Here is a 13,384-nt window from a genome sequence, read left to right on the forward strand (position 1 = left end):
GGGTATCTCTGCGGCTACACAAGATGTTTCTTATAGATCGAGCGTTCTGCCCGGATTCGGACTACCTGGTCGGCCGGCCCGGGGCGCTGGGCCGGTTCGCACCGGCCTCAAGACGCGACCCACACGCCTTGGCCGACGGCAGAGAGGCGACTGCTCGCAGGACATCTGTCAGCCATGCGACCTGCCCGTCGAACTGTGACAGCTTCCAGGGCCGTACCCACCGGTATGCCTTGTGCTCCCAGTTGAGAGTGAGCCGGCGTTGACTGGTGCAGGCCAAAAAAGTGTGCACGGTCCAGTCCGGCCCGCCACGAGGGTCGGCCAGACGCAGCGTGGGGCCCGCAGCCAGCCGCTCCAGAGCGCGGGCGGGGAGCAGAGTCTCCTCCCAGATCTCCTGGATGGCTTGCCGTACCGGGTCGCTGTCAGCGTCCAGGTATCCGGTGATGCAGTGCCACAAGCCCGCATCATGCTGGACAGATCCACTGCGCTTGAACAACCCGATGCGCCCCCGCCACATGAGGATGACAGCGACTACCTGCCGCGGGCCCTGAGACCCGGGGCGACCGGGCTCCTTCGGGGCCTGGGCCCCTGGTGAATCCCGGGAGACCACCCCGCGACCACCGCCTTCGGTACGGACACCCGGGGAGGACCCGACGCGCTTCTTCATCTGGTGCCTCCTTCATGCGACGGCCTGGCCAAGGAAAAGTCCCCGTGCGAGCAGGAGCTCTTGGTGTTCCCGAACACCCGCCGGACGCCCTGCCGCGTGGAAGCACGCGGCATGGCACTCCCTGCCGACGACCTCGCGTGCCACCGGTCCGTTCGGCGTCGTTCACCGGATGCGGCTCTCGCTCCCGGCCCATGCCTTGTCCCGCAACACGAACTTCTGGATCTTCCCGGTGGAGGTCTTCGGCAACTCGGTGAACGTGACCGTCTTCGGCGCTTTGAACCGGGCCAGCCTGCCCCGCACATGCTCGATGATCTCCGCCTCGGTGGCCGTAGCGCCTTCCCGCAGGCTCACATAGGCGGCGGGGACCTCACCCCAGCGCTCGTCCGGCACCGCGATCACCGCCGCCTCCAGTACCGCCGGATGATCCATGATCGCCTGCTCCACCTCGACCGACGCGATGTTCTCCCCACCCGAGATGATCACGTCCTTCGAGCGGTCACGCAGCTCCACGTACCCGTCGGGGTGCAGGATGCCGATGTCCCCGGTCCGGAACCATCCGTCCGGCACCGCTGCCTGGGTGGCCTCCGGATCGTCGAGGTAGCCGAGCATGAGGTTGTTGCCGCGCAACGCGATCTGCCCCGTGGTGACACCGTCCGCGGGGACGTCCGTGCCGTCGTCCGCGATCACCCGCGGCACGCACGAGATCATGTTCCCGACGCCCTGGCGCGCCTTGAGCCGCGCTTGTGCCGCGGCGTCGCGGTCGTCCCACTCCGGGCGCCAGTCGCACAGCATCGCTGGGCCGTAAGTCTCGGTCAGCCCGTACAGGTGCGTGACCTCGAACCCCAGCTCCGCCGTCCGCCGCAGGATCGCCGGCGACGGCGGCGCCCCACCGGTGGCGATCCGCACCGTGCGGTCCAGTGGCGCGGCCTCCTGGGCGTAGGCGATCATCGACAGCACCGTCGGCGCCCCGTTGAGGTGCGTGACGCCCTCCTCCCGGAGCAGTCGCCAGATCTCCACCGGATCCGCCTTCGGCAGACAGACGTGCGTCCCAGCCGCCGCGGTCACCGCCCACGGGAACGTCCATCCGTTGCAGTGGAACATCGGCAGCGTCCACAGGTGCACGCTCGACGGCGTCAGTCCGGTGTGCCCCACCATCGCCACGGCCTGGAGGAACGCGCCCCGGTGGTGGTACATCACGCCCTTCGGGCGGCCCGTGGTCCCCGAGGTGTAGTTGATCGACAGCAGCGCCCGTTCGTCGGCCGGGGTCAGGTGCAGCGGCTCCGCCGCGGCCAGCAGATCCTCGTATTCCCGCCCCGCCCTGATCCGGTGCGGTGGGGCGTCCAGCCGGGCGAGGGCCTCGTCCACCAACGCGTCGAACGACGGGTCGTGGACCAGCACGGACGCCTTGGAGTGCTCCAGGATGTAGGCGACCTCGCCCACCGACAGCCGGGTGTTCACCGCGACCAGCGGCACCCCCGCCCACGGCACCCCGTAGTGCGCCTCCAGCGACACATGCGTGTTCGGCGCCAGCACCGCCACCGGACGCCCTCCGGCCAACGAGGCCAGCCCGCCCGCCAACCGCTGACACCGATCACGCAGCTCCGCGTAGGTCCACCGGGACCGCCCATCCACCACCGCGACCCGATCTCCGTGCGCCGCCGCCGCACGATCCAGATACGACGTCGGAGTCAACGGCTCGAAGGACAAGGACCCCGGGTCGCGGGTCATCGCACCGCTCCGTGTGGCGGGACGCCGATCGTGATCTGGAGGACGCCGTTGGGGTGGCGTTCGGTGAGGGTGTCGCCGGTTCCGTGGTGGTAGAGGTTGGTCATCGGTTGGTCTCCTTAGTGGTGGGTGGGGGTGTGCTGGGACTGGAACTGGCGGAGTGCTTCTTCGTGGGCGGGGCGGGCGGCTCGGATCTCGGCGAGTACGTCGTCGGCCGAGCGCACGACGTTGCGGGGGTGCTTGAAGCGGGGGATGACGTACTTGCCGAAGAGTTCGATCGAGCGCATCAGCTGGTCGTGGGGGAGGCTGTCGACACGCAGGACGAGTGCGTCGACGCCCATGTCCGCGTAGCGCTGTACGTGTTCGATGCAGTGCTCGGGGTCGCCGACCATGAAGCCCTGGGAGCGTTCGAACATGTACTCTTCGTCGTTGAAGTCGATGTCCTTGACAGCGCCCATGTAGGCGTAGTCCTTCGACAGCTTCGACAGGCGCTCATATGCGTCGGTGGACAGCTTGGCCATCTCGAACAGGGGCTTCGCCTCGAGGCGGGCCTGGGCGGTGGTCTCGGCGCAGTGCATACCACCGGCGACCGCGACCATCTTGCGCGGCGTGATCGGGTAGGGGTGGTTGGTGGCGGCGAGAGTGTCGTCGTAGAGCTTGACCATGTTCTCGACGAGGTCGAATCCGAGGTAGAGGCCGCCCATGATGGCGCCGATGCCCATGGTGGCCGCGGTTTCGACCGAGCTGGGGCTGCCGGCGGCGGCCGAGATGGGCGGGTAGGGCGTTTGGAGGGGCTTGGGGACCAGGCTGCGCGGCGGAACCTTGTAGTGCTCGCCCACGTACGAGAATACGTCGTTGAGGAACGCGCTCCGGATCAGCTCGATGCCCTCACGCCACTGAGCCTTGTTCTCGGAAGGGTCCACCTCAAACGCGCGCAGGGCGAGGGTGGTGTTGCCGCGTCCGGTGCCGAGTTCGACGCGGCCGTTGGAGAGGATGTCCTCGGTCGCGACGCGCTCGGCCACGCGCAGTGCGTGGTTCATCCGTGTCGGCAGCAGTGTCACCAGGTGGATGAAGCGGATCCGGCTGGTGAGAGCCATCAGGTACGGGTAGAGCACCTCCGGAGCCGAGACCGAGGCCGTCCCGAGGGCGACGTGCTGCTCGGAACTGCCGAAGGCGTCGAAGCCGACGCGCTCCGCGAGCAGAACCTCCTCGACCAGTTCCCGGTAGCGGTGCTCATGCGTGAGCCCGACCGGGGTGTCCCCCTCGGTCATGAGGATGAAGTCCATACCGACCCTTCCGTCGAATGTTAGTGAGCGATAACGTAGGACGTGGCTCAGCCCAGGTCAAGGCCCCAGGAAGAGCGACGGGCGTTACTTTGTGATAACAACAGAGGTTGACCGGGCGCGCACGGGAGGGGCCGCGACCAGAGCCGCCCCGGTCACATCGCGACCGACAGCCACACAGGGTCGCACAGGCGGCCGCGGACTGACGCGACTCCCGCTTCGTTACTGCGCACTAACGAATTCACCTCTCCATCCGGGGACTTGACCGCGCCCAAGCCACGCCATATGTTATTCGTCAATAACATTCGAGGGAGGATCGACATGGACGTCATCGTCATGACTGAGGGGGACATCCCGACCGGGCTCGCACGTGAGCACCGTTACCGAGGGCCGGTCGAGGAGGCGCCACTCGCGGCGCACGTCGACGTGGATGCCTTCGGCGGCTACCACGACCCCGCAGTCCGAGCTGTCCGCGAGGTGTGGAATGGCTGATCAAGTCCAGGGGCTGGACGCCGCTGCCTTCCGTTCGGCGTTGGCCCAATTCCCTGCCGGCGTGACGATCGTGACGACCCGAAGTGCCGGGGGCACCCCGCATGGGTTCACCGCGAGTTCCTTCGCGTCGCTGTCGCTCGATCCACCACTTGTTCTGGTGTGCCTGGACCAAGGAGCGGACTGCTTCCCAGCTTTTATAGCGGCTGAGCGGTTCGTCGTGAACATCGTGACGCCCGCGCATGCGAAGTTGGCCATGAGGTTCGCCACGAAGGGCGAGGACAAGTTCGCACACGGAAGCTTCGAGTACGACGAGGGCGGGCACCCGATACTGCCCGACGCCGCGGCGGTCATCCGCTGCGAGCTGGAGCAAGCCATCCCCGGCGGAGATCACGTCATTCTCATCGGTCGTGTGCACGACGCGCGCGCTGGCAGCGGCAATCCGGTGATGTGGTACCGCGGTGATTTCCTCCACCTCGGGCAGAGCGTCACATGACTGACATCGGACCCGGCTCGTCAGCTCCGGTGGATCGCACGAGTGGTTCATCCACGCGCGGCGCGCGGTGTGGTGGAACCCTCCGCTCGGGCCGTACTGCGGGGCCGTCCGGTGAGTGATTCCGTGGAGGTCGACCTCGTGAAGATCGGAAACGTGCTGCACCCGGTGGCCGACATCGACGCCGCCGTGCGCTTCTACGCCGACACCTTTGGCCTGGCGACGAAGTTCGTCGATGGCGACCGCTACGCCGCCCTCGACGCCGGCAGCACCACGTTGGCCCTGACCGGCCCGGCCGAGGACGTCACCGGTGGGGTGCCCGCGGCATCGTTCAAGGTCCCCGACGTGGCCTCGGCGCTCACCGCCCTCGTACAAGGCGGCGGATCCGTGGTCCGGGAGGCCGAGCAGGGCCCGCACGAGGTCCGGGCCGTGGCCCGGGACCCATGGGGCAACACCGTAGTGATCTACGGGCCGCGGTAGCGGTCAGTCCGGTAGCGGGTCGGCCTCCGCCGTGTCCCGGACCGAGACGCCGTCTGATGCCCATGAGATTCCTGTTCGTGTCCCTCCCGGCCGTCGGCCAGATCCTCAGCCTTTCGCGCGCCGGAACAAGCCGCGTGTCCGAGGCACCAAAACGCGTCGGCCGAGTCACCCGCCCTCGAAGCCCGGAAGGATTCCGTGCGCCCCGCCTTCTCCTCGCCCTCACCGGATCACCCACCGGCACCGGACCCATCGCTCGACACCCTCCGACCGCGACACGGTGAAGGTCTCCGCGGAACCACGCGTCGTGCCCGGCGTGCGTTCGTCGCCGCCAACGCCGTCCCTTTTGCCGTCGGCATCGCGCTGTCCTTGCTGACCGCCCTTCCCGCAGTTCATGTGTACGGGCACATCACCCTCGGCCTCGTCTGGGGCATCCTGCAATGCGGCCTCTTCGTCGCCACCGTGTGGGTGTACGAGACGCGATGCACAGCCTGCGATCCCGTCGAGCGGCCCCGGACCTCCGGCGTACCCCAGGCCGAGGCGCCGGGTGCGCCCCCCTTCGATGATCCCTGGCGGTGAAGCGGTGACCGTGCACATCGTGGGAGCAGGTGTACTCGACCCGATCGGTTCAGACGCCAGAGGCCCCGTGATCGTCGCCTTCCTGGTCTTCATCGGGCTGTCTCTGCTGTGGCTTTTCACGCTTGCCTCGAGTCAGGAACACGAGCCGGAGAGGCTCTACCTCGCGGATCGGTCACTCTCTCCGGTCTTCAACGGATTCGCCATGGCGGGCGAGCAGATCACGGTCGTCACCCTGCTGGTGATGTCCGGGTTCATCGCTCTGTACGGCTACGACGGATTCAGCATCGCCATCGACCTCATGCTCGCCCTCGGTGTACTGCTGCTCCTTGCGCAAAAAATACGCGACAGCGGGCTTTATACGCTCGGTGACCTCTTCTCCGTGCGTGCCGCGGGGCGCGCGTCGCGGACTGCCGCGGCTCTGGTGACACTCGCGATCGCCATTCCCCTTCTCATGGTCCAACTGCGGGCCACCGGCATCAGCGTGGCCCTCCTGATCGGCCGGTCGAACCATGGAACCCAAGTGGTCTGCACGGTGCTGATGGGGCTTCTCGTCGGCTTCTTCGCCGTCGTGGCAGATCTGCGAGGCACCAGTTTCATGCAGGTCGTCAAGGTGGTCGTCACCCTGATCACGCTTTCGCTGATCACGCTGCTGGCCCTCAGCAGATTCGAGTGGAACCCGGGGTATCTGCTCTCCGCGGCGGCGGAGAAGAGCGTGTCGCCGAGCGGATATCTGAGCCCCGGACTCTGGCCGCGCATCGCGAACCTCGGATCGCTCAACGCGATCGGCGAACACATCGTCGTCATCCTCGGTACGGCCGTGCTACCGAACCTGATCCTGCGGGTGAGCGCCTCCCGCACCGGGCGCTCGGCACGCCGGTCCATGAGCATTGCCTCGGGACTGGGTGCAGCCTTTGTCGTCCTCCTGAGCGCGGCGGGCTTCGCGGCCGCGGCCGTGGTGGGAGGCGACGTCATCCGAGCGGTTGACGACGTTGGGCAGGGGTCCCCGATTCTGCTGGCTTCGGAAGTACTCCCGCACGGCTCAGTGGCGCGCGTCGCACTCATCACGGCCATGGCGTCCGTGGCCTTCCTCACCGCGCTCACGACCGTGTCAAGTGTGGCCTTCGCTGCCGCTGTCACCTTCGCGCGTGATGTGTTCCCTCAGGGCAAGGGCCCGCGCACCCGAACCGGAGAAGCGCGAGTACTGCGTCTGACCCTCGTCGTCCTGGTCGCCGTGAGCCTGTCGCTGTCCACAGCCATCAGCCGGTACCCGGTCGAGTCCCTGGTCATCCTCGCTCTCTGCGTTGCCGCCTCGAGTGTGTTCCCGGCGCTGACCTACACTTTCTTCTGGCCCAAGTTCAATCGCCGGGGGCTTCTCTGGTCCGTCTACGGGGGACTGCTGCTGTCCCTCGTGCTCACGGCCTCCTCACCCGTCGTCACCGGTACCGAGAACTCACTATGGCCGGAGTTGAGTCTCAACTGGTATCCGTACTACAACGCGGGCATGGTGTCCGTGCCGGCGGCACTCTTCCTCGGGTGGATCGGCAGCCTCACCTCACCAGAGAGTTCTCAACCGGTCGCCGGTGCGGTGCGTACGACGGGAAAGGACGTCGGGCGGAGGAGCACAGCCCGCCCGCGGACAGCACGCGGTCGGCATGCGGGCTGATTCGCCGCGGTCGTGGTATCCGCAGGCTCGACGATCTCCTGCACCCGGGCGGCTTCCGCGCGGGTGCAGGAGATCGTGGATCTGGCCGTCCGCTTAGGCGGGTAGCGGCTTCGACGCGGTCTTCGGCAGTCGCGCGACGGTGATCACTCCGATGAGCGTTACGGCGAGGATCCAGTAGACGGGACTGGTTCTGCTTCCGGTACCGGCCACGAGGGCAGCGGCGACGAGTGGCGTGATGCCGCCGATGATCACGCCCAGGTTGTAGCCGATCGCGATACCTGAGTAGCGCACGCTTGCCGGAAACAGCTCGGTGGCCAACGGCCACGTAGGCACCTGCGCCCACCCGGTGAAGAACATGAAGACCAGATAGACGGCCCCGACGGCCCAGAGGTTGGTTGCCGCGATGAGGAGTGCGAAGACCGGCCAGGCGATGACGGCGAAGATGATGTAGGACGCCAGCAGGATGGGCTTGCGGTCGTAGCGATCCGTCAACTTGCCCGCCCATGGGTAGGTGAAGGTGGCCAGGGCGATGCACAACGCTGAGGTCCAGGCGACGCCTGTGGCGGAGAATCCTTCCTCCTGCAGGAAGATGGCGAAGTAGGCAACGCCGAAGTAGCCGGTGCCGTTGAACGCGATAGCCAGGCCCGCCACACGGGCAACCGACAGCGGGTGGCTACGCAGAGCGGCCAGCATCGGGCTGCGTACGATCGCGGCCTTCTCCTTCAGCTCTTGGAATTGAGGCGACTCCTCGACCCGCAGCCGAGCCTGCAGACACACCACAGTGAGGACCAGCGAGAGGAGGAACGGAATCCGCCAGCCCCACGTTGCCATCTGGTCGGCCGGAACCAGCAGCCGGACCAGCCCTACGACGCCAGCGGCCACGGCGAACCCGAGAGTAGACCCCATGGAAACCGTCGATCCGTAGAAGCCCCGCTTGCCGGGCGGCGCCAGCTCGGCGATGTAGGTGGCAGCGCCACCGATCTCACCACCGGCAGCGAACCCTTGGGCGAGTCGCACAACGATGATTGCGATCGTCCCGGCGACTCCAATCTGTCCGTAGGTGGGCAGCAGGCCCATCACGCCGCACGCCACGCCCATCATCACGATCGTCGCGACGAGGGCTGTCCGGCGGCCGCGGCGGTCGCCGAGGCGACTGAAGAACCAGCCACCGAGCGGACGGATGAGGTAGGACGACGCGAACACCGCGAGCGCGGACAGGGTTGAGACCGTCGGATTGTCGCTGGGGAAGAACAACGGTCCGATGGTGAGCGTCAGAAACCCATAGACACTGAAGTCGTAGTACTCGATCAGTGTCCCGACGCCGCCCGCCAGCGATGCACGCCGGGCGGACCTCAAGCTGATCGTCTTTTCGGAATGTTGTGCCGTCGTCATTGGCTCTCCTTGTCACACCAGGATGGGAGATGCGCCGTTCGGCCGCCCTCGCCGCGCGAGGTCGGCTCCGTCACGTTGCTCGGCGCGATCAGGGGGTGGGTCCTGACTGGACCCTTCCGTCGGGTCAGGCTCCGAGGCACTGTGGCGAGGTCGATAGTTGCCGGTGCCCGGTGCTGCCTCAGGGGGCTGAAGCCCCCATCTCTCTGGGTTCGAGCCGCGCAGTCGTCAGGGCTCCCTCGTCGGTGACTGCTGATTCGACGACTGCGGGATGACCATCGGATGATGGGGCGCATTGATGGAGCGCCGCCGATCGCATGCCATACCTCGTGGGTCAGCAAGAACTGCGTACGCACACACTCGATGCACTTCGCATGTGCTGACTCTGACCCGTCGTACACAGACGCGCAATGCACTGATACGACTGGACTAATTCAAATTCCACAAGCATGGATGCAGAAGCGACATGGTCCGGGAGTGGCGCGCAGGAATGGAATTAGGTCAGCATTGCCGAACGACTCAAGCCGCAGGGCGGTCCGGGGAACCGAGCTGCTCGGCCCAGGACAGAAGCCCGAGATGATCTGTGGTCGTCGTGTCTTTGGCGCGCTCACCGAGTCTGCGTCGCGGCGCCGACTCGCGCTGCTTGGATCTGTTGCCGTGTCAGGTCGGGAGCTGCATGAGTCCACCCATTGCTGTACACGCGTCGGCAGACGTAGGGGCCATGGCCAACCCATCAAGGTTCTTCGCTAATGCGACCGCTACCGTAGGTGGTTCGCGATCACTGTGTCGTCATTCCCGCCGTACATTTCATCGATCAACGTGGCGAATGAACTCACTACCGCGTTCCGCTTGACCTTGCCGTTCGCGGTCCGCTCGCCGCGTTCGGCCTCGAGGGGCCGAGGCAGCACGCGGAAGTCCTTCAGCTGTTGCGCGCGCGCGAGGTCCGTGTTGACTCGCCCGAGCTCAGCTCGCAGGCGTTCGGACAGCGCCGTCGTAGTCAGCGCCTTGGCCTGCGCGCTCGGCTCGAGCAGCACGGTGAGGCACTTGCGCGCGTCGCCCACGACGATCGCTTCGCTGATCAGCGAGCTCTCCTTCAGCCGGGTTTCGATCGGCTGCGGATTGATCGTTTTGCCGCCGCTGGTGATGATCAGGTCCTTCTTTCGGCCGATGAGGCGGATCTCACCGTGCGCGGTACGCTCAATCAGGTCGCCGGTACGGAGCCAACCGTCCTGCAGAACGGCATCAGTCTCTTCCGGGTTGCGCAAGTATCCGCGGAACAGCAGTGGTGCGCGGACCAGCATCTCACCATCATGCGCGACCTCGACCTCGAAGCGTGGGTCCGGGAATTCGCGACCAATATATCCCGGGCGAGGAAACGTCTGGTCGAAATGAGCGACGGGGCAGCCAGCTGTTTCGGTGAGGCCGTAGCTTTCGCGTAGATCCAGCCCCCAGATCTGCCACAGCGCAATGACGTTCTCGGGCGTCGCGGCAGAGGCGGTGAAAGCGACGCGAAGGCGGTCCAATCCGACGCTTGCCCGCAACGGCAGGAAGACGCGGTGAAGCGCAGTGGTGTATGCGATCCGCAGCAATACCGAGGGCTGACCACTGGACCAACGGCGCTCGGCCATTCGGCGACCGACCCACATCGCGCCTTTGTAGGCGTACCGGCGCACCCGGGGCCAAGCCTGCGTTCGTGCGATCAGCTCGCCGGCGACCTTCTCGTAGAAGCGCGGGGGCCACAGCAGTGCCGTCGGTCGCACGGTGCGCAACGCGTCCTCGTAGTCCTCGATGCGGCAGTACGTCACCACGAGACGTGAGAGCAGCGGAGTGAAGATCAGCAGCAGCGCCGGCGCCACGTGGGCCAGCGGCAGGAAGCCGACGATGTCGTGCTCACGGCTGTCGAGTTCCGGATAGAGGCCGACGACGGTCTGGACCGAGTGCTGAAGCGTACGGTGCGAGTGCGTGACGCCTTTCGGAGCTCCTGTGGAGCCCGACGTGTAGAAGACAACGGCGGGGTCGTCGAGTGTCGTGGCAGCGACCATCTCGACCAGACAGTCGGATACGGCGCTTGGATGCCGCGCTCCTTCTGTGCGCAGCTCCTCCCACGTTGTCCCGGTGATTGCCTCAGGTAGCGCCGGCGGGGCGGTGTCCATGCCGACGACGAGCCGCAGCTTCGGTGCGCGGGCTGCGATCTTCGCCACCTTGTTGAGCTCCGTGGTTGTCTCGCCCATAAAGGCCACTGCCTCGCTGTGCGCCAGGATCTGCTCGATCTCGGCGGGCGAGTTGGTGGGGTAGACGCCGACCACCACGCCGCCGACACTCTGCACGGCCAGTGCGACGAAGGCCCATTCCGGGCGTGCGCTGCTCATCACCGCGACGTGATCGCCGTGCTGCACACCGTGCTCGACAAGGCCGAGCGCGATCTCGCGTACTCGATCTCGGTACGTCCGCCACGTGATCGCGTGCACAACCCCATCGCGCCAGTGGCGCAGCGCAACGATGTTGGGCTCAGAGCGCGCACGATCAAGCAAGAGCTGCGGATGCGTCCGGATCGGTTCAAAATTCATCAGATCCATCACACGGCCTCTCCGCAGATCCACGAGAGCTGACGAGCCAGGTGATGTCATCCATGTAACACCCTGCCCGAGGTGGAGGAAATCACCGCGGTACCACGTCATCGGCTCGCAGAGTTCAACAGCGGCCTTGATCCCGACATCGTCGCGACGACCATCCGCACCGCCGCGATCAACGCGCTGCTCATCCCCGCGGACGCGATCTGACAAGAAGAGTACGGCTCGATCGCCCTCCGCAGCACACCGGATCCTTCGACATCCGGCCGAGTCTGCCCAGGCCTAGGCGGTCAAGGACATCACCTCACCCACGACACTGCGCGAGCGTTGGCTTGGGGAGATGCTGTTCGCGGTCCTGGACAACTTCTCCCTGCACCGGCACGCGGTCCACCCTGGACCGCCGCCGACGACGCGGAGCCAACGCTCGCCGCCAGCGGTTCGCCGACATCCGGGTCACCCCGAAGCGCCGGGTCACCTCCCGGGCACCAGCCCCGGCCTGGATCAGGTCAGCGGCTACGAGCCGCGCCCTTGAAGACCGCTTTTCTTGTCAGATCGCGTCCGCGGGGATGAGCAGCGCGTTGATCGCGGCGGTGCGGATGGTCGTCGCGACGATGTCGGGATCAAGGCCGCTGTTGAACTGGGGTAGCGCGTTGATCATCGAGAAGACGGCGTGGGTGAGAACGCGGGTCTGCGCGTCTGACAGGTCGGGCCGCAGCCGGGTGACCAGTCCGCTCCACTCTTCGGCGTAGAGGCGCATCATGCGTCGCATACGATGGCGTTCGTCCTCGGGGACGTTGTGTTCGTTCTTCAGGAACACCAGCGTGGACGGAACGTTCTGGAGACTGCGTTTGACGTGGTAATCGATCATCTCCTCGAGTGCCTTGCGTGGATCCGTCACCTCGGCTGCCGTCTTCCGGGCATGAGCCAGCAGCTCGTTCAGCGGATCCTCGAGCACGGCGATCAACAACGCCTGCTTGCTCGGGAAGTGCCGGTAGAGCGCGGGGCCGGTCACGCCGGCACGCGCGCCGATCATCTCAGTGGTGACCGCATCGAAGGCACGCTCGTTGAACAACTCTCCGGCGACCTTGATCAGCACCTGCCGACGGGTGGCGCGGGGAGACGCGGTACGGGGGGTAGGTGAGCTCGACACATGTAAAGTCTAGTCTAGGTGAGCGGCCGATAACGTGCCATTGCGTGTTCCGCGAGCAGGTCGGCCACCGCGGACAGACAGGCGAAGCCCAGCTCAGACGACATGCCGCGCGGATCACCGAGCACCCCGCTGGGTGCGACTGCCTTGACACCGTCAGTGAATACGCGGGCCAGCAACGCGTCATCCATGGACCCGGTGAAACCCGCGGCGGCGCGATCGTTCCGCACGGCGTCCGGCCGCACGGCTAGCATGATCGAACTTTCGGCGACGTCGGCATGGCCCCCGACGTGGTCCGCGAGGCCGGCGACGCGTTGAGCAGCATCGCGCCACGCGCGGAGGACCGCTGCCGAGTCTGCGAACGCGATGACATCCAGGTCGGAGGGAAGCCGCGCGGCGAGCTTCGGCTCGATGTCACTGAGCACCGGGTAGTTGCCGATATGCGCCGAGAAGATCAGCACCCGGCGGAAGCCGTGCGCAGCAAGGCTCGCGCAGCAGTCGGCGCAGATCGCCTCGAGCGTCTCGGCCTGCACCGAGAGCGTTCCGGCGAAGCCGAGGTGGTGCGACGAGCAGCCGATCCGCACCGTCGGTAGCACGAGCGCGTCGCCAAGCCGCTCGGCGACAAGAACACCTAGTCGATCGGCGTGATCACTGTCGACCGACATCGGCAGGTGCGCGCCATGCTGCTCCGTGGCGCCCAGCGGCAAGACCGCCGTACGCATACCGCTCGCGATGGCGCTCGCGATGTCGGGCGAGGTCAAACGCTCAATCCGCAACTCGCTCACGTGTGGTCACTCCTCCTTCTGTGCCTGCTCGGCCAGTACCTCGCGGATGCGTCACTACTCGACGGACGGCCCGCAGCCCAAGCCCGCGCACGTTAATTGAAACTAACGCCTGTTGCTCTT

Annotated in this window: 12 protein-coding genes and 1 pseudogene; 5 read left to right on the forward strand and 8 right to left on the reverse strand. The window is 66.4% G+C overall.

Annotation, left to right across the window (positions count from 1 at the left end; all coding sequences use genetic code 11):
* Window positions 1–61: 61 nt before the first annotated feature.
* From ACK1X7_RS11015 to ACK1X7_RS11025, 3 genes are all read right to left on the reverse strand, one after another.
* Complete coding sequence (locus ACK1X7_RS11015; protein WP_385155526.1) at window positions 62–664, reverse strand: NUDIX domain-containing protein; 603 nt, start codon at window positions 662–664, stop codon at window positions 62–64.
* 162 nt (window positions 665–826) lie between these two features.
* Complete coding sequence (locus ACK1X7_RS11020; protein WP_385155529.1) at window positions 827–2,392, reverse strand: acyl--CoA ligase family protein; 1,566 nt, start codon at window positions 2,390–2,392, stop codon at window positions 827–829.
* A gap of 116 nt (window positions 2,393–2,508) precedes the next feature.
* A complete protein-coding gene (locus tag ACK1X7_RS11025) occupies window positions 2,509–3,675 on the reverse strand; it encodes an LLM class flavin-dependent oxidoreductase (protein WP_413115027.1) in 1,167 nt (388 codons plus the stop codon).
* A 318-nt stretch (window positions 3,676–3,993) separates the two neighbouring features.
* Between ACK1X7_RS11025 and ACK1X7_RS11030 the strand changes: the two genes are divergently transcribed.
* The 4 genes from ACK1X7_RS11030 (at window position 3,994) to ACK1X7_RS11045 (ending at window position 7,373) form a co-directional block, all read left to right on the forward strand.
* Entirely contained in the window at window positions 3,994–4,164 is a 171-nt protein-coding gene (locus tag ACK1X7_RS11030; RefSeq protein WP_020867429.1) for a hypothetical protein, read from the forward strand.
* Window positions 4,157–4,657 (forward strand): flavin reductase family protein, encoded by a 501-nt coding sequence (locus tag ACK1X7_RS11035; RefSeq protein WP_055558310.1) that lies wholly within the window; start codon window positions 4,157–4,159, stop codon window positions 4,655–4,657. Before ACK1X7_RS11030 ends, ACK1X7_RS11035 begins: the two co-directional genes overlap by 8 nt.
* A gap of 111 nt (window positions 4,658–4,768) precedes the next feature.
* On the forward strand, window positions 4,769–5,134 hold the full coding sequence (locus tag ACK1X7_RS11040) for a VOC family protein (protein WP_055558311.1): 366 nt from the start codon (window positions 4,769–4,771) through the stop codon (window positions 5,132–5,134).
* 580 nt (window positions 5,135–5,714) lie between these two features.
* A complete protein-coding gene (locus ACK1X7_RS11045; RefSeq protein ID WP_413115028.1) occupies window positions 5,715–7,373 on the forward strand; it encodes a sodium:solute symporter family transporter in 1,659 nt (552 codons plus the stop codon).
* 93 nt (window positions 7,374–7,466) lie between these two features.
* Here ACK1X7_RS11045 and ACK1X7_RS11050 read toward each other — a convergent pair whose 3' ends face one another.
* Both ACK1X7_RS11050 and ACK1X7_RS11055 read right to left on the reverse strand, forming a co-directional pair.
* Window positions 7,467–8,765, reverse strand: a complete 1,299-nt coding sequence (locus ACK1X7_RS11050) for an MFS transporter (RefSeq protein WP_385155019.1) — start codon at window positions 8,763–8,765, stop codon at window positions 7,467–7,469.
* Window positions 8,766–9,520: 755 nt separating this feature from the next.
* On the reverse strand, window positions 9,521–11,338 hold the full coding sequence (locus ACK1X7_RS11055; protein ID WP_390795656.1) for an AMP-dependent synthetase/ligase: 1,818 nt from the start codon (window positions 11,336–11,338) through the stop codon (window positions 9,521–9,523).
* A gap of 72 nt (window positions 11,339–11,410) precedes the next feature.
* On the opposite strand from ACK1X7_RS11055, the gene ACK1X7_RS11060 reads away from it, so the two are divergent.
* Entirely contained in the window at window positions 11,411–11,542 is a 132-nt protein-coding gene (locus tag ACK1X7_RS11060; RefSeq protein WP_386954247.1) for a hypothetical protein, read from the forward strand.
* Window positions 11,543–11,732: 190 nt separating this feature from the next.
* Here ACK1X7_RS11060 and ACK1X7_RS48305 read toward each other — a convergent pair.
* The 3 genes and pseudogenes from ACK1X7_RS48305 to ACK1X7_RS11070 form a co-directional block, all read right to left on the reverse strand.
* Window positions 11,733–11,855: pseudogene (locus tag ACK1X7_RS48305) on the reverse strand (IS630 family transposase); the annotation flags it as partial.
* A gap of 24 nt (window positions 11,856–11,879) precedes the next feature.
* Complete coding sequence (locus ACK1X7_RS11065) at window positions 11,880–12,428, reverse strand: TetR/AcrR family transcriptional regulator (protein WP_385155028.1); 549 nt, start codon at window positions 12,426–12,428, stop codon at window positions 11,880–11,882.
* A gap of 68 nt (window positions 12,429–12,496) precedes the next feature.
* Entirely contained in the window at window positions 12,497–13,264 is a 768-nt protein-coding gene (locus ACK1X7_RS11070) for a creatininase family protein (protein WP_385155031.1), read from the reverse strand.
* Between the last annotated feature and the right edge of the window lie 120 nt (window positions 13,265–13,384).

Source organism: Streptomyces sp. CY-1, from assembly GCF_047218265.1.
GTDB lineage: Bacteria > Actinomycetota > Actinomycetes > Streptomycetales > Streptomycetaceae > Streptomyces > Streptomyces niphimycinicus.

Coding starts and splice junctions, on each gene's coding strand:
- ACK1X7_RS11030 (WP_020867429.1), top strand. CDS start 3,994: ATGGACGTCATCGTCATGACTGAGGGGGACATCCCGACCGGGCTCGCA.
- ACK1X7_RS11025 (WP_413115027.1), bottom strand. CDS start 3,675: ATGGACTTCATCCTCATGACCGAGGGGGACACCCCGGTCGGGCTCACG.
- ACK1X7_RS11055 (WP_390795656.1), bottom strand. CDS start 11,338: ATGGATCTGATGAATTTTGAACCGATCCGGACGCATCCGCAGCTCTTG.
- ACK1X7_RS11050 (WP_385155019.1), bottom strand. CDS start 8,765: ATGACGACGGCACAACATTCCGAAAAGACGATCAGCTTGAGGTCCGCC.
- ACK1X7_RS11035 (WP_055558310.1), top strand. CDS start 4,157: ATGGCTGATCAAGTCCAGGGGCTGGACGCCGCTGCCTTCCGTTCGGCG.
- ACK1X7_RS11015 (WP_385155526.1), bottom strand. CDS start 664: ATGAAGAAGCGCGTCGGGTCCTCCCCGGGTGTCCGTACCGAAGGCGGT.
- ACK1X7_RS11020 (WP_385155529.1), bottom strand. CDS start 2,392: ATGACCCGCGACCCGGGGTCCTTGTCCTTCGAGCCGTTGACTCCGACG.